Origin of the sequence: Pseudomonas sp. ATCC 13867, assembly GCF_000349845.1 — a bacterium.
Lineage (GTDB): Bacteria > Pseudomonadota > Gammaproteobacteria > Pseudomonadales > Pseudomonadaceae > Pseudomonas.
In genome coordinates this window covers 534,695-554,938 of the sequence record NC_020829.1, presented here as the reverse complement: position 1 = coordinate 554,938, position 20,244 = coordinate 534,695, and the positions used below count along the sequence as shown (strand labels likewise).

Sequence of the window (20,244 nt, the reverse complement as noted above, 5' to 3'; positions counted from 1 at the left end):
CTTGCAGGAAGCCCGGATTAACAAGATGGCAGTGAATTTCCCCGTGTTCCGTAGAAAATTCCCCTTACTGGTGACCGGTGGCCTGCTGGCTATCCAGCCGCTCGCCTCTGTGACCGCGGCACCCGGTCAGCAGTTCGCCTGCCAACCCTCCGCCTCCGGTGCCTGGAACTGTGCACCGCAGGAGAGCGCCACCAGCATTCCGCGCCCGCAGCACAGTGCCACTGCCGTGAGCTCTGGCGCCGGCGCCACGGCCGCCAGCGGCGATGCCTCCGGCGGCGCTGCCAGCGCCGCTGAAGAGCCCAAGCAACTGGTCACCGAGTCCGGCGGCCGCGGCCTCAAGTCGCGCAGCAACGATTACAGCCACCTCGACTGGGTTCCGCGCGAGAAGCTGACCGCCGCCCAGTTGGCGGAGATGGGGCCGTACTGCAGCGGCGAATACATCGAGCCGGTGCGTCCGGGCATGAACGACAAGACGCCGAACGACGAGGCCCCGACCTACGTTTCGGCCAAGGTGTCGCGCTACGAGCAGGAAAAACAGGTCGCGACCCTCGCGGGTAATGTGGTCCTGCGCCAAGGCAGCATGCAGGTCGAGGCGGACGAAGCCAACCTGCACCAGGCCGAGAACCGCGGCGAGCTGGCCGGCAACGTCAAGCTGCGCGACAACGGCGCGCTGATCGTCGGCGACCACGCCGAGCTGCAACTGGACAACGGCGCGGCGAAGATCGACAACGCCGAGTACGTCATGCACCAGGCCCAGGTACGCGGCAGCGCGCTGTACGCCAAGCGCCAGGAAGACGCGATCATCCAGCTCAAGGACGGTACCTACACCCGCTGCGAACCCAGCAGCAACGCCTGGGTCCTCAAGGGCAACAACATCAAGCTGAACCCGGCCACCGGCTTCGGCACCGCGACCAACGCGACCCTGCGGGTGAAGGACATTCCGGTGTTCTACACCCCGTATATCTATTTCCCGATCGACAACCGTCGTCAGTCCGGCTTCCTGCCGCCGTCGTTCGCCAGCTCCACCGATACCGGCTTCACCCTGACCACGCCGTACTACTTCAACCTGGCGCCGAACTACGACGCCACCTTGTACCCGCGCTACATGGTCAAGCGCGGCCTGCTGATGGAAGGCGAGTTCCGCTACCTGACCCACACCAGCGAAGGCCAGTTCAACGCGGCCTATCTGAACGACAAGAACGACGACCGCGAGGACTTCCCGCAGTACACCGACACCCGTTGGCTGTACGGCTGGAAAAACGTCAGCGGCCTGGATTCGCGCCTGATGGCGCAGGTGGACTACACCCGCATCAGCGACCCGTACTACTTCCAGGACCTGGACACATCGCTGGGCATCGGCACGCCGACGTTTGTAAACCAGCAGGGCTCGCTGACCTACCGCGGTGACAATTACACCGCGCGCCTGAACGCCCAGGCCTACCAGTTGGCGACCGTAACCGACGTGACGCCATACGACCGCCTGCCGCAGCTCACCCTGAATGGCCAACTACCGTTCAATCCGGGCGGGCTGAACTTCACCTATGGCACCGAACTGGTTCGCTTCGACCGCGACCTGGATGAAGGCTACTACCGCATTGACGTCGACAACCCGACGCTGTACCCACGCCCGGACACCAATATCCGCGGTCTGGCACGAGCGACCGGCGACCGCTTCCATGCCGAACCCGGCATCAGCCTGCCGATGAACCGCAGTTGGGGCTTCATGACCCCGACCGTCAAGGGTCTCTATACCAAATACGACCTGGACCTGGACGGCAAGGGTCAGCAATACATCACGCAGAACCAGCCTTGGCTCAACTACGACAGCAGCCCGGATCGCTCGCTGACCCTGGCCAAGCTGGACTCCGGCCTGTACTTCGACCGCGACACCACCTTCGGCGGCACCAAGTTCCGCCAGACGCTGGAACCGCGCGCGATGTACCTGTACGTGCCGTACAAGAACCAGGACAACCTGCCGACCTTCGACACCGGCGAGTTCACCTTCAGCTACGACTCGCTGTGGCGTGAGAACCGCTTCACCGGCAAGGACCGCATCGGCGACGCCAACCAGTTGTCCCTGGGCCTGGGCTCGCGCTTCATCGAGGACGACGGCTTCGAGCGTGCCTATATCGCCGCCGGCCAGATCTACTACTTCAGCGACCGCCGCGTGCAACTGCCGGGCCTGACCGAGGACGACCTGGCGGTCAGTGGCGCGAGCAACCCGGACGCCGACACCTGGCGCTCGCCGTACGCCCTGACCGGCCGGTACCGCTTCAACCACGACTGGTATGCGAGCTCGGACTTCAACTGGAATGCGGACAGGCACCACACCGACAACGGCAACCTGATGTTCCACTACCAGCCCGAAGACGATCCGCGCAAAGTGCTGAACGTCGGCTACCGCTACCGCGCGGACAGCAAGCGCTTCAATCCATCACGCGGCACCTTCGAGTACGGCAGCGACGAGTACAAGATCGACCAGCATGACTTCTCGTTCATCTGGCCTGTCGTGCCCCAGTGGGCCGCCATCGGCCGCTGGCAGTTCGACTACAACCAGAGCCGTACGCTGGAAGCCTTTGGTGGCTTCGAGTACGACAGCTGCTGCTGGAAACTGCGCCTGATCAATCGCTACTGGGTCGACTACGACGACGAGGACTATGTGACCTCGACGTCCAAGGCCGACCGCGGTGTATTCCTGCAAATCATCTTGAAAGGCCTTGGCGGCGTGGTTGGCAACCAGGTGGAAGGCTTCCTCGACCAAGGTATCCAGGGTTATCGTCAACGTGAAGACAATGCTATGTAAGGCCCTGCGCCCGCTGATGCTGGGCGCACTGTTGGTAAGTTCCATCGCTCACGCCGAAGTCGTTCCGCTGGACCGTGTGGTCGCCATCGTCGACAGCGACGTGGTGATGCAGAGCCAGCTCGACCAGCGCCTGCGCGAAGTTCGTGCAACCATCCAGAAGCGCGGTGCGCCGCTGCCGCCGGAACATGTTCTCACCCAGCAGGTGCTCGAGCGCCTGATCATCGAGAACATCCAGTTGCAGATCGGCGACCGCTCCGGCATCCGCATCACCGATGAAGAACTGAACCAGGCTATGGGCACCATCGCCCAGCGCAACAACATGAGCCTGGATCAGTTCCGCGCCGCGCTTTCCCGCGACGGCCTGTCCTATGACGACGCCCGCGAGCAGGTGCGTCGCGAGATGGTCATCAGCCGCGTGCGCCAGCGCCGCGTCGCCGAGCGCATTCAGGTCAGCGAGCAGGAAGTGCAGAACTTCCTCGCCTCCGACATGGGCAAGATCCAGCTCTCCGAAGAGTACCGCCTGGCCAACATCCTGATCCCGGTCCCCGATGGCGCCTCGCCGGAAACCGTGCAGGCCGCCGGACGCCAGGCCACCGAGCTGTACCAGCAGCTCAAGCAGGGCGCGGACTTCGGTCAGTTGGCGGTGTCCCGCTCGGCGGGCGACAACGCCCTGGAAGGCGGCGAGATCGGCTGGCGCAAGGCCGCCCAGTTGCCCTCCCCGTTCGACAGCATGATCGGCAGCCTGGCCGTGGGCGACGTGACCGAGCCGGTCCGCACCCCGGGCGGCTACATCATCCTCAAGCTGGAAGAGAAGCGCGGCGGCAGCAAGATGCTGCGTGACGAAGTCCACGTCCGCCACATCCTGCTCAAGCCCAGCGAGATCCGCAGCGAAGAAGACACCCAGCGCCTGGCCGAGAAGCTCTACGAACGCATCCAGGCCGGCGAAAGCTTCGCCGATCTGGCGAAGAAGTACTCCGAAGACCCGGGCTCCAAGCTCAACGGCGGCGACCTCAACTGGGTCGACCCGGAATCGCTGGTGCCGGAATTCCGCGAGGTGATGAACAACGCGCCGCAAGGCCAGGTCACCAAGCCGTTCCGTTCGCCGTTCGGCTGGCACGTGCTGGAAGTCCTCGGCCGTCGCGCCACCGACAGCAGCGACAAGTTCCGCGAACAACAGGCAGCCCAGACCCTTCGCGCACGCAAGTACGACGAAGAGCTGCAGGCCTGGCTACGGCAGATCCGCGACGAAGCCTATGTCGAGATCAAGCAGTAAGCGGCGCGAGTCGCTCAAAAGAAACCCGGCCTCGGCCGGGTTTCTTTTTGCCCGCCGAAAGCTTCGATCAGGAAGGGCTTCGTCGTAGAGTAGGCCCATCTGCCGCAAATCCTGATTCGAGAGTCCCTGATGAGCACCTCCCACCTTTTCGCCCTCACCCCAGGTGAGCCCGCCGGCATCGGCCCCGACCTCTGCCTGCTGCTGGCCCGCGAAGCGCAACCGCACCCGCTGGTCGCCGTCGCCAGCCGTGAACTGCTGGCCCAGCGCGCCGCCCTGCTGGGGCTGAACATCGACCTGCAGGACGTCGGTCCGGGCCAGTGGCCCAGCGCCGCCGCCCCGGCCGGCACCCTGTATGTCTGGGATACACCGCTGGCCGCGCCGGTCGAGCCGGGCAAGCTGAACCAGGCCAACGCCGCCTACGTACTGGAGACCCTGACCCGCGCCGGCCAGGGCTGCCTGGACGGCCATTTCGCGGGAATGATCACCGCGCCGGTGCACAAGGGTGTGATCAACGAAGCCGGAATCGCCTTCTCCGGCCACACCGAATTCCTCGCCGACCTCACCCGCACCGCCCAAGTGGTGATGATGCTCGCCACCCGCGGCCTGCGCGTCGCGCTGGTAACCACCCACCTGCCGCTGCGGCAGATCGCCGATGCCATCACCCCGGAGCGCCTGGAGCGCGTCACCCGTATCCTGCATGCCGACCTGCGCGACAAGTTCGGCCTGGCCAACCCGCGCATCCTGGTCTGCGGCCTGAATCCCCACGCAGGTGAAGGCGGCCACCTCGGCCACGAAGAAATCGACGTGATCGAGCCGACCCTGGAGCGCCTGCGCACCGAGGGCATACAGCTGATCGGCCCACTGCCGGCCGATACCCTGTTCACCCCCAAGCACCTGGAACACTGCGACGCCGTACTGGCCATGTACCACGACCAGGGCCTGCCGGTGCTCAAGTACAAGGGCTTCGGCGCGGCGGTGAACGTGACGCTGGGCCTGCCGATCATCCGCACCTCGGTGGACCACGGAACCGCGCTGGATCTGGCCGGTACCGGCCGGATCGACAGCGGCAGCCTGCAGGTCGCCCTGGAAACCGCCTACCAGATGGCCGAAGCCGGCGCCGGCGCGCGCTGACCCCAGGCATCCCGTTCGGCCAGCGTTTCGTGCTGGCCGCGCCGGGCTGGTAAACTGATGGTTTTTCCGCCTCCAGCCGGCCGCCACCTACGCCCGGCTGCTCTCCGGAGCCTTCGATGTCCGAACTCTTCCAGCACCGCGCCCGTAAACGCTTTGGGCAGAACTTCCTGCATGACGCCGGGGTGATTCACAAGATCCTGCGCGCCATTGCCGCCAAGGAAGGCCAGCACCTGCTGGAAATCGGCCCGGGCCAGGGCGCCCTGACCGAAGGCCTGGTGGACAGCGGCGCGAAGCTCGACGTGATCGAACTGGACCTGGACCTGATCCCGCAACTGAAATGGCGCTTCGGCCTCAAGCCCAACTTCAGCCTGCACCAGGGCGACGCCATGAAGTTCGACTTCGCAACCCTCATGGCCTCTCCCGAGGACAAGCTGCGCGTGGTCGGCAACCTGCCCTACAACATCTCCACCCCGCTGATCTTTCACCTCCTGGACCACGCCTCGCTGATCCAGGACATGCACTTCATGCTGCAGAAGGAAGTGGTGGAGCGCCTGGCCGCCGAGCCGGGCAACGGCGACTGGGGCCGCCTGTCGATCATGGTGCAGTACTTCTGCCGCGTGGATTACCTGTTCACCGTCGGCCCCGGCGCGTTCAACCCGCCGCCCAAGGTCGAGTCGGCCATCGTCCGCCTGGTGCCCTACGCCGAACCGCCGCATCCGGCCAAGGATCACCGCGTGCTGGAACGCATCGTCCGCGAAGCCTTCAACCAGCGCCGCAAGACCCTGCGCAACACCCTGCGCACCCTGATGAGCGTCGAAGACATCGAGGCCGCCGGCGTTGACCCGACCCTGCGCCCCGAACAGCTCAGCGTCGCGGACTTCGTCAGCCTGGCCAACCGCTACAGCGACACCCACCCGGAAGCCGAGCAAGGACCCTCCGCATGAGCGATCCGCGCTACAACGTCACCGTCAGCGTCACTACCCGCCACCTGCCGGAACAGTCCCAGCCGGAGCAGCAGCGCTACGTATTCGCCTACACCGTGACCATCCACAACCAGGGCGAACAGGCCGCCAAGCTGCTCACTCGCCACTGGGTCATCACCGACGGCAACGGCCATGTGCAGGAAGTGCGCGGCGCCGGGGTGGTTGGCGAGAAACCGCTGATCGAGCCGGGCGCCAGCCATACCTACACCAGCGGCACCGTACTGGCCACGCAGGTGGGCAGCATGCACGGCAGCTACCAGATGATCGCCACCGACGGCCACCATTTCGACGCCGAGATCCCGGTGTTCCGCCTGGCCGTGCCGGGGGCCCTGCACTGATGGCCACCTATGCTGTCGGCGATCTGCAAGGCTGCCTGGAACCCCTCAAGTGCCTGCTCGAACAGGTGCGCTTCGACCCGACGCAGGACAAGCTCTGGCTGGTCGGCGACCTGGTCAACCGCGGCCCGGCCTCGCTGGAAACCCTGCGCTACCTCTACGCCATCCGCGAGTCCCTGGTCTGCGTACTGGGCAACCACGATCTGCACCTGATCGCCGTGGCCTACAACACCGAGCGCCTGAAGAAGAACGACACCCTGCGTGAGATCATCGAGGCTCCGGACCGCGCCGAGCTGATCGAGTGGCTGCGCCAACAGCGACTGGTCTACCACGATGCCGCGCGCGACATCGCCCTGGTGCACGCCGGCATCCCGCCGCAGTGGTCCATCGAGAAGTCCCTGCAGCGCGCCGCCGAAGTCGAAGCGGTCCTGCGCGACGACGAACAACTGCCGCTGTTCCTCGACGGCATGTACGGCAACGAGCCGGCCAAGTGGGACAAGAAGCTGCACGGCATCGAGCGCCTGCGGGTGATCACCAACTACTTCACGCGCATGCGCTTCTGCACCCCCGACGGCAAGCTCGACCTGAAGTCCAAGGAAGGCCTGGACACCGCGCTGCCCGGCTACGCCCCCTGGTTCAGCTACGCCGAGCGCAAGGCCGCCGGACGCAAGGTCATCTTCGGCCACTGGGCGGCGCTGGAAGGCCAGTGCGACGTTCCCGGCCTGTTCGCCCTGGACACCGGTTGCGTGTGGGGCGGCAGCATGACCCTGCTGAACGTCGACACCCTGGAGCGCATCCACTGCAGCTGCGCCAAAGAACATCCCTGACTCCCGCGGGGCCAAGCGCTCCGCGCCTTGCGAGGTACCCCACATGAGCGACTTCAAGCGCATCGCCCCCGACCTGGCCCAGCAACTGCGCGAAGGCGGCGCCCAGGTCGTCGACATCCGCGACCCGCAGAGTTTCGCCCTCGGCCACATCAGCGGCTCGCGGCACATCGACAACTACTCGGTGGCCGATTTCATCCGCGAGGCGGACATGGACGCACCGCTGGTCGTGGTCTGCTACCACGGCAATTCCAGCCAGAGCGCGGCGGCTTATTTCGTCCAGCAGGGTTTCTCCGAGGTCTACAGCCTCGACGGCGGCTTCGAACTGTGGCGCAGCGTCTATCCCGCGGATACCAGCGCGGGCGGCTCTGACTGAAAGCCCCTACGAAAGAGGCGGAATAGCCCCTCCAAAAAATCTGTAACTTCTCGCGCTTTCGCCCTTTACAGGTCTGAGAACGAACTATCCTTTCCCTCAGGCCATCCAAAACAGGGAGAGCCGGCACACCGGCTTCCGGGTAATCGGCAGTGACCATTTGGGGCGGATCAGGGCAGAGGCCAGGTTCCGTTGGAGTTCTGGGGGATTCTCGCCGGCATCACTGGCGGCCCGACCGCACCCGCACACGACCGATCCCGCGCCGGCTCCATGCATCGAGCGAGGAGACGTCATGAGCATTTTCAGTCACTTCCAGGAACGCTTCGAAGCGACCCGCCAAGAGGAATACTCCCTGCAGGAGTACCTGGATCTCTGCAAGCAGGACAAGACCGCCTACGCCACCGCTGCCGAACGGATACTGATGGCCATCGGCGAGCCCGAACTACTGGACACCTCCGTCGATTCGCGCCTGTCGCGGATCTTCTCCAACAAGGTGATCCGCCGCTACCCGGCCTTTGCCGACTTCCACGGCATGGAAGAGTGCATCGACCAGATCGTCGCCTTCTTCCGCCACGCGGCCCAGGGCCTGGAAGAGAAGAAGCAGATCCTTTACCTCCTCGGCCCGGTCGGCGGCGGCAAGTCGTCCCTGGCCGAAAAGCTCAAGCAACTGATGGAGCACGTGCCCTTCTATGCGATCAAGGGCTCGCCGGTGTTCGAGTCGCCCCTGGGGCTGTTCAACCCGGATGAAGACGGCGCCATCCTCGAAGAGGACTACGGCATTCCCCGGCGCTACCTGCGCTCGGTGATGTCGCCCTGGGCAACCAAGCGCCTCAACGAATTCGGCGGCGACATCAGTCAGTTCCGCGTGGTCAAGCTGCACCCCTCGATCCTCAACCAGATCGCCATCGCCAAGACCGAACCGGGGGATGAGAACAACCAGGACATCTCCGCGCTGGTCGGCAAGGTGGATATCCGCAAGCTGGAAGAATTCCCGCAGAACGATGCCGATGCCTACAGCTACTCGGGCGCGCTGTGCCGGGCCAACCAGGGCCTGATGGAATTCGTCGAGATGTTCAAGGCGCCGATCAAGGTCCTGCACCCCTTGCTCACCGCGACCCAGGAAGGCAACTACAACAGCACCGAAGGCCTCGGTTCGCTGCCCTACAGCGGCATCATCCTCGCCCACTCCAACGAATCGGAATGGCACAGCTTCCGCAACAACAAGAACAACGAGGCCTTCATCGACCGCATCTACATCGTCAAGGTGCCGTACTGCCTGCGCGTCTCCGACGAGATCAAGATCTACGATAAGCTGCTGGTCAACAGCTCGCTGGCTCACGCCCACTGCGCGCCGGACACCCTGAAGATGCTCTCGCAGTTCTCTGTCCTGTCGCGCCTGAAGGAGCCGGAAAACTCCAACATCTACTCGAAGATGCGCGTCTACGACGGCGAAAACCTCAAGGACACCGATCCCAAGGCCAAGTCGATCCAGGAATACCGCGACACCGCCGGTGTGGACGAGGGCATGGCCGGGCTTTCCACCCGCTTCGCCTTCAAGATCCTCTCCAAGGTGTTCAACTTCGACCCCCATGAAGTGGCGGCCAACCCGGTACACCTGCTCTATGTGCTGGAACAGCAGATCGAGCAGGAACAGTTCCCGCCGGAAACCCGCGAGCGCTACCTGCGCTTCCTGAAGGAGTACCTGGCGCCGCGCTACGTCGAGTTCATCGGCAAGGAAATCCAGACCGCCTACCTGGAGTCCTACAGCGAATACGGCCAGAACATCTTCGACCGCTACGTGCTGTACGCCGACTTCTGGATCCAGGACCAGGAATACCGCGACCCGGAAACCGGCGAAATCCTCAACCGCGCCGCCCTCAACGAGGAACTGGAGAAGATCGAGAAACCCGCCGGCATCAGCAACCCGAAGGATTTCCGCAACGAAATCGTCAACTTCGTGCTGCGCGCCCGCGCCGGCAACAACGGCAAGAACCCCAGTTGGCTGTCGTACGAGAAGCTGCGCGTGGTGATCGAGAAGAAGATGTTCTCCAACACCGAGGACCTGCTGCCGGTCATCAGCTTCAACGCCAAGGCGAGCAAGGAGGATCAGCAGAAGCACAACGACTTCGTCAAACGCATGGTCGAGCGCGGTTACACCGAGAAGCAGGTGCGCCTGCTGTCGGAATGGTATCTGCGCGTTCGCAAGTCGCAGTAGTCTGCCATCGGCGCGGCGGCATATTCCGCCGCGCCGGTTGCCGTCGGGTCCGTGGCGGTCGCGCCGCTGCGCATCAGGCCCTGAGGAGCATTCATGAGCTACGTCATCGACCGGCGTCTGAACGGCAAGAACAAGAGCACGGTGAACCGCCAGCGCTTCCTGCGGCGTTACCGTGAGCACATCAAGAAGGCGGTGGAAGAGGCGGTCAGCCGTCGTTCCATCACCGATATGGAACATGGCGAGCAGATCAGTATTCCTGGCCGCGATATCGACGAGCCGATACTGCATCATGGCCGAGGCGGGCGGCAGACGATCGTCCATCCCGGCAACAAGGAGTTCACCTCCGGCGAACACATTCCGCGCCCCCAGGGCGGCGGCGGTGGACGCGGCGGCGGCAAGGCCAGCAACCAGGGCGAAGGGATGGACGACTTCGTCTTCCAGATCACCCAGGAGGAGTTCCTCGACTTCATGTTCGAGGATCTGGAGCTGCCCAACCTGGTCAAGCGCCACCTCACCGGCAGCGACACCTTCAAGACCGTACGCGCCGGCATCAGCAACGAGGGCAATCCCTCGCGCATCAACATCGTGCGCACCCTGCGTTCGGCCCACGCACGGCGCATCGCCCTGTCCGGCTCGACCCGCAGCAAGCTGCGCGCGGCGCTGGCCGAACTGGACCGCCTGAAGCGCGAGGAGCCGGACAACCTCGGCGACATCCAGGCGCTGGAACTGGAAATCGCCAGGATGCGCGCGCGCATCGACCGGGTGCCGTTCCTCGACACCTTCGACCTCAAGTACAACCTGCTGATCAAGCAGCCCAACCCGACTTCCAAGGCCGTGATGTTCTGTCTGATGGACGTCTCCGGCTCCATGACCCAGGCCACCAAGGACATCGCCAAGCGCTTCTTCATCCTCCTGTACCTGTTCCTCAAGCGGAACTACGAGAAGATCGAAGTGGTGTTCATCCGCCACCACACCAGCGCCCGCGAAGTGGACGAGGAAGAGTTCTTCTACTCCCGCGAGACCGGCGGCACCATCGTCTCCAGCGCGCTCAAGCTGATGCAGGAAGTGATGGCCGAGCGCTACCCCACCAACGAGTGGAACATCTACGCCGCCCAGGCCTCGGATGGCGACAACTGGAACGATGATTCTCCGGTCTGCCGCGATATCCTGATGAAACAGATCATGCCGTTCGTGCAGTACTACACCTACGTCGAGATCACCCCGCGCGAGCACCAGGCGCTGTGGTTCGAGTACGAGAAGATCCGCGAGAGCTTCGAAGACAGCTTCGCCCAGCAGCAGATCGTCTCCGCCTCGGACATCTACCCGGTGTTCCGCGAGCTGTTCCAGAGGAGGCTCGTCGCATGAGCAAGCGCCAGCCGATCGCCACCGGCTCGGAGTGGACCTTCGAGCTGATCCAGCAGTACGACCGCGAGATCAGTCGGCTCGCCGAGCGCTACGCGCTGGACACCTACCCCAATCAGATCGAAGTGATCACCGCCGAGCAGATGATGGACGCCTACGCCTCCGTCGGCATGCCCATCGGTTACAACCACTGGTCCTATGGCAAGCACTTCCTCAGCACGGAAAAGAACTACAAGCGCGGCCAGATGGGCCTCGCCTACGAGATCGTGATCAATTCCGACCCGTGCATCGCCTACCTGATGGAAGAGAATACCCAGTGCATGCAGGCGCTGGTGATCGCCCATGCCTGCTACGGACACAACAGTTTCTTCAAGGGCAACTACCTGTTCCGCACCTGGACCGACGCCACCTCGATCATCGACTACCTGGTGTTCGCCAAGTCCTACATCAACAAGTGCGAGGAACGTTACGGCATCGACGCAGTGGAAGACCTGCTGGACTCCTGCCACGCCCTGATGAACTACGGCGTGGACCGCTACAAGCGGCCCTACCCGATCTCCGCCGAGGAAGAGAAGCAGCGCCAGAAGGAGCGCGAGGAGCAGATCCAGCGCCAGGTCAACGACCTCTGGCGGACCATTCCCAAGGCCGCCGGCAAGGACAAGGAACAGGGCCTGGCCCGCTACCCCAGCGAGCCGCAGGAAAACATCCTCTACTTCATCGAAAAGAACGCGCCGCTGCTCGAACCCTGGCAACGCGAAGTGGTACGCATCGTGCGCAAGGTCGCGCAGTACTTCTACCCGCAGCGCCAGACCCAGGTGATGAACGAAGGCTGGGCGACCTTCTGGCACTACACCCTGATCAACGACCTCTACGACGAAGGGCTGGTCAGCGACGGCTTCATGATGGAGTTCCTCCAGTACCACACCAGCGTGGTCTACCAGCCCGGCTTCGACAGCCCCTACTACAGCGGCATCAACCCCTACGCCCTGGGCTTCGCCATGTACCGCGACATCCGCCGCATCTGCGAGGAGCCTACCGAGGAAGACAAACGCTGGTTCCCGGACATCGCCGGCAGCGACTGGCTGGCCACCCTGAAATTCGCCATGAAGAGCTTCAAGGACGAGAGTTTCGTCCTGCAATTCCTCTCACCCAAGGTGATCCGCGAGTTCAAGCTGTTCAGTATCCTCGACGACGACCAGAAGGACGACCTGCTGGTCGACGCCATCCACGACGACGACGGCTACCGGAAGATCCGCGAAACCCTGGCGGCGCAGTACAACCTCGGCAACCGCGAGCCGAACATCCAGATCTGGGATGTCGACCGCCGTGGCGACCGCTCGCTGACCCTGCGTCATCAGCAGCACGACCGCAAACCGCTGGGCGACTCCACCGACGACGTGCTCAAGCACCTGCACCGCCTGTGGGGGTTCGACATCCACCTGGAAACCCTGCAGGGCGACAACCTGGTCAACACCTTCCACATGCCCCCAAAGGGTGAACGCGACAACGAGGAGGGCTACCCGCGGCTCGACCTGATCATCCCACCCATTTGATCGGTTGACCGGTGCATCGGGCCGCTTCCAGCATGGCGAGACTCCCCGTGGAGATCGCCATGCGTCTGTTCGTCATCCTGCTGCTCTGCCTCGCCGTCGCAACCTGCACCAACCAGGTGCCGCGGGCCCACGTCTCCCATCCGGCCGACGCGCGGCTGCCCGCGCTACATGACTTCCAGCTGATGCCGCCGGAAAACGCCGTCGATGCCTTGCCCTACCGCAGCCGCTACCCGCTGATCAACGCCCAGGTGCGGCAGGGCCTGATCGAGCGCGGCTACCGGGAAAGCGCCACGCCGCAGATCCGCGTCTACTACTGGCTGGCATTGCAGGACGCGCCGCTGGAATTCAAGGTCGACGTCCCGCCACCCGACCCACTTGGCCCCTACCTCGCCATCCACCGTTTGCGCGACGAAACCGGCACCCTGCGCCTGCGTCTGACCAACGTGCAGGAACAGACGCTCTGGGAAGGCACCGTCAGCACCGGCCTGAGCCCGGCGCACGCCAGCACCACGCTGTTGCAGGAGGCCATCGATGTCCTGCTGAAACAGGTCCCCGCCGCCACGCGATAACCCATGCCCGTAGGAGTGGACTCCGTCCGCGATAAGCTACGCCGCCAGGCAGATCGCGGACGACGAAAAACCCGCCGCACCTGTAGCTCGCGAACCGCCGCAGCGACGCGCTTGCCCCCTTCGCGCCAAACCCCGAAGCTATCCCCCAGAACAGGAGACAGCTTCATGCAGATCTACAAGGTAGGCGGCGCCGTGCGCGATCGCCTGCTCGGCATCCCCTTCAACGACACCGACTGGGTGGTGGTCGGCGCCAGCGCCGACGAAATGCTCGCCCAGGGCTACCGCCCGGTGGGCGCCGACTTCCCGGTGTTCCTCCACCCCAGGACCGGCGAGGAATACGCCCTCGCCCGCACCGAGCGCAAAAGCGGGCGCGGCTATGGCGGTTTCACCTTCTACGCCAGCCCCGACGTCACCCTGGAAGAGGACCTGATCCGCCGCGACCTGACCATCAACGCGATGGCCGAGGACCCGCAGGGCAGCGTCGTCGATCCCTATGGCGGTCAGAAGGACCTCGATGCCCGGCTGCTGCGCCACGTCTCCCCGGCCTTCGCCGAAGACCCGCTGCGCGTACTGCGGGTCGCCCGCTTCGCCGCCCGCTACGCACCGCTGGGCTTTGCCGTGGCGCCGGAAACCCTGGCGTTGATGCGTGAACTGTCCGAATCCGGTGAGCTGGAAGCGCTGACGGCCGAGCGCAGTTGGAAGGAAATCTCCCGTGCCCTGATGGAACCGCGCCCCGACGTCTTCATCCAGGTCCTGCGCGAGTGTGGCGCCCTGGCCGTGCTGATGCCGGAAGTCGATGCCCTGTTCGGCGTGCCGCAGCCAGCGCAACACCATCCCGAGGTCGATACCGGCGAACACGTGCTGGCTGTGCTGCGCGAGTGCGCCAAACACCAACAGCCGCTGAGCGTGCGCTGGGCCTGCCTGGTCCATGACGTCGGCAAGGGCGAAACCCGCGAGAAAGACTGGCCCAGACACCATGCCCACGAACACCTCGGTCTGCCGCTGATCGACGCGATCAATACCCGCTTCAAGGTCCCGCGCGACTGCCAGGAGCTGGCGCGGCTGGTCGGCGAATACCACACCCACTGCCACCGCGCACTGGAGCTACGGCCGAATACCATCCTGGAACTGCTGCAGACCTTCGACGTTTACCGCCGCCCGCAACGCTTCGAGGAGTTCATCGCCGCCAGCGAAATGGACGCCCGCGGCCGCCACGGGCTGGAAGAGCGCGAGTACCCGCAGGCGGACTACCTGCGCGGCGCGGCGCAAGCCGCCCGGGCGGTCGCCGTGCAGCCCTTGCTGGAGAAGGGATACAAGGGCGCGGAACTGGGCGAAGCGCTCAAGCGCGAGCGCCTGACGGCACTCAAGGCCTACAAGGAAAACTACGCAGGCTGAAGGCGACGGGATACCCCTGTAGGAGCGAGCTTGCTCGCGAACGATGGTCACCGGCCACCCCCATCGTTGGGCCGGTTCGCGAGCAAGCTCGCTCCTACAAAAAGAGTCCTACGCCGCCGGATGCGCCTCGATCAGCGCCGCAGGCGTCAGCTCCACGCCGCGCCACTGGAACGGCACCGGCCAGAGCTTCTGCTCGATCCGCGCCTCGGCCCACAGCTCGGCAAACGAGCGCTGCACCCCCGGATGCTTCAGCTCCGGAGCCAGCAGGGACAGCGGCCAGAGCACGAAAGCATTCTTCAGTACCTCCGCGCGCGGCAGCGTCAGGCCGTCGAACTCGCCATGCAGATCGCCATACAGCAACACATCGATATCCAGCGGCAGGCCCTTGCGCTCCGGCGCATAGCGGCCGTTGTCCGCCTCGATGTGCTTGAGCCGCAGGCTCAGCTCCGCCAGCGGCAGGCCGGTGCTCGCGACGATCACGAAGTTGTAGAAGGGGCCGCTGCGGATGCCCACCGGCTCGCTCTCGAACACCGGCGAACAGTGGATATCCTCGAGGAAACCGTCCAGCGCCTCGAGCCCGGCGAGCAGATGGCGCTCACGCTCGAAGTTGCTGCCCAGCCCCAGGTAGACCGTGCTCAGCGGCATCCGCGTTCGATCTCCACACCCACGCCAATGGCGGCCGCAACGGCGCCGGGCTTGGTGACTTTCAGGCGCAGCCACTGGATGCCGAACTCCGCCATCAGCAGCTCGGCCAGGCGCTCGGCAAAGGTTTCCACCAGCTGGAAATGCGCGTCACGGGCGAAGGCCATGACCCGTTCGGAGAGCACGGCGTAGTCCAGGGCCTTGGCGATGTCGTCGTCGGCCGCCGCCGGGCGGTTGTCCCAACCCAGCGTCAGGTCCAGGCGCAGGCACTGCCGGATACCCCGCTCCCAGTCGTAGACGCCGATCACGGTGTCCACTTCCAGCCCCTCGATGAAAACTCTGTCCACTGACTGCATGCTCCAAGGCGACACGACAAGCGGCCAGCGCCCCGTTAGAATCGGAAACGACCTCGTCTCCGGTGGAAACCATGTTCTGGTTCTTGGCGATCCTCGCCTACCTGCTCGGATCACTGTCCTTCGCGGTACTTCTCAGTCGCCTGTTCGGCACCGCCGACCCACGCGCCAGCGGCTCGGGCAACCCCGGCGCCACCAACATGCTGCGCCTGGCCGGCAGGAAGATCGCCATCCTCACCCTGCTCGGCGACCTCGCCAAGGGGCTGCTGCCCGTGCTCATCGCCCGCCTGATCGGCCTGTCCGACGTGGAGCAGGCCTGGGTCGGGCTGGCAGCGGTGATCGGTCACCTCTACCCGTTGTACTTCAACTTCCGTGGCGGCAAGGGCGTCGCCACCGCCGCCGGCATGCTGCTGGCGCTGTATCCGCCGGCCGCGCTGCTCGCCGCCATCGCCTGGCTGATCACCTTCAAGCTGTCGCGCACCAGTTCGCTCGCATCCCTGGTGGCCACGCCGCTGACCCTGCCGCTGCTGGCCTGGCAGGAACCTTCGGCATTGCTGCCGATGACCGTGCTCACCGGCCTGATCGTCTGGCGCCACCGCCGCAACCTGCGCGACCTGATCGCCGGACGCGAACGTCACTTCTAAAGCCGCGAGCTTCCCGGCCCGCGTAACGCGCTGCAAGCGAAAAAACGGCCCATGCCGCTCAGAGCATGCGCCGCGTCGTTTGCAGCTTCATTATTCAGATCGCCGGCAGCGACTCCATTGGCCAACGCGCCTGGACGCCGATCGACGGGCCGTCCTGCTGCCCGGCCAGCAGCCGCTGGCAGCCAGCATAGGCGATCATCGCGCCGTTATCGGTACAGAAGCGCGGGCGGGCATAGAACACCTGGCCCTTCATCTCGCCAAGCATCTTTTCCAGATGCTGGCGCAAGGCCTGGTTGGCGCTGACGCCACCGGCGATCACCAGGCTCTTCAGGTGAGTCTGCTTGAGCGCGCGCTTGCACTTGATGGTCAGGGTCTCGACCACCGCCGTCTGGAACGCCAGGGCGATGTCGCAGCGAGTCTGCTCGCTGTCGTCACCTTCGGCCACGCAGCGCTGCCAGGTGTTCAGGGCGAAAGTCTTGAGGCCGCTGAAGCTGAAATCCAGGCCCGGACGGTCGGTCATCGGGCGCGGGAAGACGAAGCGACCAGCGCTGCCACTCTCGGCCAGACGTGCGATCTCCGGACCACCGGGATAGGCCAGGCCGAGCAGTTTGGCGGTCTTGTCGAAGGCTTCGCCGGCCGCGTCGTCCACCGACTCGCCGAGCACCTGGTACTGGCCGATGCCGTCCACCCGCACCAGTTGGGTGTGGCCGCCGGACACCAGCAAAGCGACGAACGGGAACTTCGGCGGCTGCTCTTCGAGCATCGGCGCCAGCAGATGGCCTTCCATATGGTGCACGCCGACGGCCGGTACTCCCCAGGCGAACGCCATGGCCTGGGCGCAGGAAGCACCGACCAGCAGTGCACCCACCAGACCGGGGCCGGCGGTGTAGGCGATGGCATCGATGTCTTCGGCGGTGCGGCCGGAGTCGGCCAGCACCTGGCGAATCAGCGGCAGCATGCGCTTGACGTGATCACGGGAGGCCAGCTCGGGAACCACGCCGCCGTATACGCGGTGCAGGTCGATCTGGCTGAACAGCGCGTCGGCCAGCAGGCCTTTTTCGCTGTCGTACAGGGCGACGCCGGTCTCGTCGCAGGAGGTTTCCAACCCCAGCACTAGCATGGGTTTGAGCCTTTACTCTGGGCAAAATTGAAGCCGCGCATCATAATCGCCGGCTGGGCTTCGGACCAGTGCTTTTCGATCGGAGGCTTTGCATTCCTCCTTCCGAACGTTTAATATCCGCAACCCTTGAAAACCGCCGACTCCGAACAACCGTCAGGAGCGCGATAAATCCTCCGGTAATCATTGAAGGTACGACCTGGATGCCCGCCGTCAAAGTTAAAGAGAACGAACCCTTCGACGTAGCTCTGCGTCGTTTCAAGCGCTCCTGCGAAAAAGCAGGCGTACTGGCCGAAGTCCGTAGCCGCGAATTCTACGAAAAGCCGACCGCCGAGCGTAAGCGCAAGGCCGCTGCCGCCGTCAAGCGTCACGCCAAGAAAGTGCAGCGCGAACAGCGCCGCCGCGAGCGCCTGTACTGAGTTACAGCGCTACGTCGCACGCTTTCCGCATCGCCCGGCCCTCTCGCCGGGCGAGTGCCTGAAACAAGGCACCCCACTCCGATTCGCATTCGCGGACTTCGGAGTTTTTGCTTTTCAAGCCCCATGCTTAGTCTCAAGTCTCGCCCGCGGCCTCACCGCCCCGCGCTATGCTTGGGTCCAACCTGCGTCCCGATGAGTCTATGGCCGGCCTGATTCCACAATCCTTCATCGATGACCTGCTCAACCGCACCGACATTCTCGATGTGGTGAGTTCGCGCATCCAGCTGAAGAAGACCGGCAAGAACTACAGCGCCTGCTGCCCGTTCCACAAGGAAAAGACCCCCTCCTTCACCGTCAGCCCGGACAAGCAGTTCTACTACTGCTTCGGCTGCGGCGCCGGCGGCAACGCGCTCGGCTTCATCATGGACCACGACCAGCTGGACTTCGTCCAGGCGGTCGAGGACCTGGCCAAGCGCGCCGGCATGGACGTGCCCCGCGAGGAAGGCCGGCGCGGCAACAAACCCCGCCAGCCGGTCGACTCGCCGCTCTACCCACTACTGGCCGGCGCCGCCGAGTTCTACCGCCAGGCACTCAAGAGCCACCCGGCGCGCAAGGCCGCGGTGGAGTACCTCAAGGGCCGCGGCCTCACCGGCGAGATCGCCCGCGACTTCGGCCTGGGCTTCGCCCCGCCAGGCTGGGACAACCTGCTGAAGAACCTCGGCGGCGACAACCTGCAGCTCAAGGCCATGCTCGACGCCGGCCTGCTGGTGGAAAACCCCGACAGCGGCAAGCGCTACGACCGCTTCCGCGACCGGGTGATCTTCCCCATCCGCGACAGCCGCGGCCGGGTGATCGCCTTCGGCGGCCGGGTGCTGGGCGACGACAAGCCGAAATACCTGAACTCGCCGGAAACCCCGGTCTTCCATAAAGGGCAGGAGCTCTACGGCCTGTACGAGGCACGGAAGAACACCCGGAATCTCGACGAGATCATGGTGGTCGAAGGCTACATGGACGTCATCGCCCTGGCGCAACAGGGCATCCGCAACGCGGTGGCGACCCTGGGCACGGCCACCAGCGAAGAACACATCAAGCGCCTGTTCCGCATCGTGCCGAACATCCTCTTCTGCTTCGACGGCGACCAGGCCGGCCGCAACGCCGCCTGGCGCGCGCTGGAGTCGGCGCTGACAAACCTGCAGGACGGACGCAAGGTGCGTTTCCTGTTCCTGCCCGAAGGCGAAGACCCGGACAGCCTGGTGCGCGCCGAAGGCCCGGACGCCTTCCGCGCCCGTCTCGCCCACCAGGCACAACCGCTGGCGGACTATTTCTTCCAGCAACTGACCCAGGAAGCCGACCCCAGCACGCTGGAAGGCAAGGCGCACCTGGCGACCCTGGCCGGGCCGCTGCTGGAGAAGATTCCCGGCAACACCCTGCGCCTGCTGATGCGCCAGCGCCTGGGCGAGATCACCGGCCTGTCGAGCGACGCGCTCAACCAGATCAGCGCGCCGCGCTCCGGCCACGGGCAGTCCAGCCATGCCCCCGCACAGACACACGAAGCGGGACACGGCCACGAGTACGCCGACTACGACATGGGCCAGTTCGCCGACCACGGCGACAGCCACTACCAGGACGCTTCGAGCTATTTCGAGGCACCGAAGGACTTTTCCGCCGGCAACGGCGGCGCCAAACAGGGCAGGAAATCCTGGAAAGGCGAGCGCAAGTGGGATGGCAACGGCCGGAAACGCGACTTCGCCCCGCGCCAGCCGCGCACCGAGATCAGCGTCGAATCACCGACCCTCACCGCACTGCGAACCCTGCTGCACCATCCGCAATTGGCGCAGAAGGTCGAGGATGCCAGCCATTTCGCCAACGAAGGCCAGACCTACTCGCAACTGCTAGCTGCGCTGGTCGAAGCGCTACAGAAGAACCCCAGCCAGCGCTCGATGCACTTGATCGCGCGCTGGCACGGAACCCCACAAGGACGCCTGTTGCAGGTCCTTGCGGAAAAGGAATGGCTGATCGGTCAGGACAATCTTGAAAAGCAGTTCATCGACACCATTACTACACTTGCACACAACCAACTGCACGGCAGCCGCGAAGCACGCCTGCGTAGCGTTCTGCAGAAGAGCCCCAGTGAACTGACCGACGAAGAGAAAGCCTTGCTGCGAGAGCACATCAGCTCCTCCCCGTCACCAGGCCCCCAGAGCTGAACTGGCGCCTGAAGCCTCGAATCTGGTATAATCCTCGGCTTAATTT

The 20,244-nt window shown here is 64.6% G+C and carries 18 protein-coding genes; 15 read left to right on the top strand and 3 right to left on the bottom strand.

The window, feature by feature from the left end; genetic code table 11:
- Positions 1-25 precede the first annotated feature (25 nt).
- From H681_RS02505 to H681_RS02450, 12 genes are all read left to right on the top strand, one after another.
- Positions 26-2,803, top strand: coding sequence for an LPS-assembly protein LptD (locus H681_RS02505; protein ID WP_015475268.1), 2,778 nt, complete (start codon positions 26-28; stop codon positions 2,801-2,803).
- Entirely contained in the window at positions 2,784-4,076 is a 1,293-nt protein-coding gene (locus H681_RS02500) for a peptidylprolyl isomerase (protein ID WP_086009538.1), read from the top strand. Before H681_RS02505 ends, H681_RS02500 begins: the two co-directional genes overlap by 20 nt.
- 129 nt (positions 4,077-4,205) lie before the next feature.
- A complete protein-coding gene (pdxA, locus tag H681_RS02495; protein WP_015475266.1) occupies positions 4,206-5,207 on the top strand; it encodes a 4-hydroxythreonine-4-phosphate dehydrogenase PdxA in 1,002 nt (333 codons plus the stop codon).
- Between the two features lie 116 nt (positions 5,208-5,323).
- Positions 5,324-6,151, top strand: a complete 828-nt coding sequence (rsmA, locus tag H681_RS02490; protein WP_015475265.1) for a 16S rRNA (adenine(1518)-N(6)/adenine(1519)-N(6))-dimethyltransferase RsmA — start codon at positions 5,324-5,326, stop codon at positions 6,149-6,151.
- On the top strand, positions 6,148-6,528 hold the full coding sequence (gene apaG / locus H681_RS02485) for a Co2+/Mg2+ efflux protein ApaG (RefSeq protein WP_015475264.1): 381 nt from the start codon (positions 6,148-6,150) through the stop codon (positions 6,526-6,528). The genes rsmA and apaG overlap by 4 nt, the downstream gene beginning before the upstream one ends.
- Positions 6,528-7,352, top strand: coding sequence for a symmetrical bis(5'-nucleosyl)-tetraphosphatase (locus H681_RS02480; RefSeq protein WP_015475263.1), 825 nt, complete (start codon positions 6,528-6,530; stop codon positions 7,350-7,352). Before apaG ends, H681_RS02480 begins: the two co-directional genes overlap by 1 nt.
- Before the next feature lie 43 nt (positions 7,353-7,395).
- Positions 7,396-7,725 carry a thiosulfate sulfurtransferase GlpE gene (gene glpE / locus H681_RS02475; RefSeq protein ID WP_015475262.1) on the top strand — a complete coding sequence of 110 codons (330 nt, stop codon included), beginning with the start codon at positions 7,396-7,398 and terminating at the stop codon, positions 7,723-7,725.
- A 289-nt stretch (positions 7,726-8,014) separates the two neighbouring features.
- The gene (locus H681_RS02470; RefSeq protein WP_015475261.1) at positions 8,015-9,937 is read left to right on the top strand and encodes a PrkA family serine protein kinase; all 1,923 of its coding nucleotides are present in this window, start codon (positions 8,015-8,017) and stop codon (positions 9,935-9,937) included.
- Positions 9,938-10,030: 93 nt separating this feature from the next.
- Entirely contained in the window at positions 10,031-11,302 is a 1,272-nt protein-coding gene (locus H681_RS02465; protein WP_015475260.1) for a YeaH/YhbH family protein, read from the top strand.
- Complete coding sequence (locus H681_RS02460) at positions 11,299-12,852, top strand: SpoVR family protein (RefSeq protein WP_015475259.1); 1,554 nt, start codon at positions 11,299-11,301, stop codon at positions 12,850-12,852. Before H681_RS02465 ends, H681_RS02460 begins: the two co-directional genes overlap by 4 nt.
- 59 nt (positions 12,853-12,911) lie before the next feature.
- Positions 12,912-13,421 carry a DUF4136 domain-containing protein gene (locus H681_RS02455; RefSeq protein WP_015475258.1) on the top strand — a complete coding sequence of 170 codons (510 nt, stop codon included), beginning with the start codon at positions 12,912-12,914 and terminating at the stop codon, positions 13,419-13,421.
- A 165-nt stretch (positions 13,422-13,586) separates the two neighbouring features.
- Positions 13,587-14,816: a multifunctional CCA addition/repair protein gene (locus H681_RS02450; protein ID WP_015475257.1), complete on the top strand. Its 1,230-nt coding sequence runs from the start codon at positions 13,587-13,589 to the stop codon at positions 14,814-14,816.
- A gap of 108 nt (positions 14,817-14,924) precedes the next feature.
- Here the strand turns inward: H681_RS02450 and folK are convergent, their stop codons facing one another.
- Both folK and folB read right to left on the bottom strand, forming a co-directional pair.
- Positions 14,925-15,461, bottom strand: coding sequence for a 2-amino-4-hydroxy-6-hydroxymethyldihydropteridine diphosphokinase (gene folK, locus H681_RS02445; protein ID WP_015475256.1), 537 nt, complete (start codon positions 15,459-15,461; stop codon positions 14,925-14,927).
- Positions 15,452-15,805: a dihydroneopterin aldolase gene (folB, locus tag H681_RS02440; RefSeq protein WP_015475255.1), complete on the bottom strand. Its 354-nt coding sequence runs from the start codon at positions 15,803-15,805 to the stop codon at positions 15,452-15,454. Before folB ends, folK begins: the two co-directional genes overlap by 10 nt.
- Before the next feature lie 80 nt (positions 15,806-15,885).
- Between folB and plsY the strand changes: the two genes are divergently transcribed.
- Positions 15,886-16,455 carry a glycerol-3-phosphate 1-O-acyltransferase PlsY gene (plsY, locus tag H681_RS02435; protein WP_015475254.1) on the top strand — a complete coding sequence of 190 codons (570 nt, stop codon included), beginning with the start codon at positions 15,886-15,888 and terminating at the stop codon, positions 16,453-16,455.
- A gap of 94 nt (positions 16,456-16,549) precedes the next feature.
- On the opposite strand, the gene tsaD is transcribed toward plsY, so the two are convergent.
- Positions 16,550-17,575, bottom strand: coding sequence for a tRNA (adenosine(37)-N6)-threonylcarbamoyltransferase complex transferase subunit TsaD (gene tsaD, locus H681_RS02430; protein ID WP_015475253.1), 1,026 nt, complete (start codon positions 17,573-17,575; stop codon positions 16,550-16,552).
- A 200-nt stretch (positions 17,576-17,775) separates the two neighbouring features.
- Between tsaD and rpsU the strand changes: the two genes are divergently transcribed.
- Together rpsU and dnaG are read left to right on the top strand one after the other, a co-directional pair.
- Positions 17,776-17,991: a 30S ribosomal protein S21 gene (gene rpsU, locus H681_RS02425; RefSeq protein WP_003085057.1), complete on the top strand. Its 216-nt coding sequence runs from the start codon at positions 17,776-17,778 to the stop codon at positions 17,989-17,991.
- A 200-nt stretch (positions 17,992-18,191) separates the two neighbouring features.
- Positions 18,192-20,198 (top strand): DNA primase, encoded by a 2,007-nt coding sequence (gene dnaG / locus H681_RS02420; protein WP_015475252.1) that lies wholly within the window; start codon positions 18,192-18,194, stop codon positions 20,196-20,198.
- Positions 20,199-20,244: the final 46 nt, after the last annotated feature.

Bases quoted from the DNA above. Each gene is read 5' to 3' on its own strand.
- H681_RS02505 (WP_015475268.1), top strand. From the start codon at position 26: ATGGCAGTGAATTTCCCCGTGTTCCGTAGAAAATTCCCCTTACTGGTG.
- pdxA (WP_015475266.1), top strand. From the start codon at position 4,206: ATGAGCACCTCCCACCTTTTCGCCCTCACCCCAGGTGAGCCCGCCGGC.
- rsmA (WP_015475265.1), top strand. From the start codon at position 5,324: ATGTCCGAACTCTTCCAGCACCGCGCCCGTAAACGCTTTGGGCAGAAC.
- apaG (WP_015475264.1), top strand. From the start codon at position 6,148: ATGAGCGATCCGCGCTACAACGTCACCGTCAGCGTCACTACCCGCCAC.
- H681_RS02480 (WP_015475263.1), top strand. From the start codon at position 6,528: ATGGCCACCTATGCTGTCGGCGATCTGCAAGGCTGCCTGGAACCCCTC.
- glpE (WP_015475262.1), top strand. From the start codon at position 7,396: ATGAGCGACTTCAAGCGCATCGCCCCCGACCTGGCCCAGCAACTGCGC.
- H681_RS02470 (WP_015475261.1), top strand. From the start codon at position 8,015: ATGAGCATTTTCAGTCACTTCCAGGAACGCTTCGAAGCGACCCGCCAA.
- H681_RS02465 (WP_015475260.1), top strand. From the start codon at position 10,031: ATGAGCTACGTCATCGACCGGCGTCTGAACGGCAAGAACAAGAGCACG.
- H681_RS02460 (WP_015475259.1), top strand. From the start codon at position 11,299: ATGAGCAAGCGCCAGCCGATCGCCACCGGCTCGGAGTGGACCTTCGAG.
- H681_RS02455 (WP_015475258.1), top strand. From the start codon at position 12,912: ATGCGTCTGTTCGTCATCCTGCTGCTCTGCCTCGCCGTCGCAACCTGC.
- H681_RS02450 (WP_015475257.1), top strand. From the start codon at position 13,587: ATGCAGATCTACAAGGTAGGCGGCGCCGTGCGCGATCGCCTGCTCGGC.
- folK (WP_015475256.1), bottom strand. From the start codon at position 15,461: ATGCCGCTGAGCACGGTCTACCTGGGGCTGGGCAGCAACTTCGAGCGT.
- plsY (WP_015475254.1), top strand. From the start codon at position 15,886: ATGTTCTGGTTCTTGGCGATCCTCGCCTACCTGCTCGGATCACTGTCC.
- tsaD (WP_015475253.1), bottom strand. From the start codon at position 17,575: ATGCTAGTGCTGGGGTTGGAAACCTCCTGCGACGAGACCGGCGTCGCC.
- rpsU (WP_003085057.1), top strand. From the start codon at position 17,776: ATGCCCGCCGTCAAAGTTAAAGAGAACGAACCCTTCGACGTAGCTCTG.
- dnaG (WP_015475252.1), top strand. From the start codon at position 18,192: ATGGCCGGCCTGATTCCACAATCCTTCATCGATGACCTGCTCAACCGC.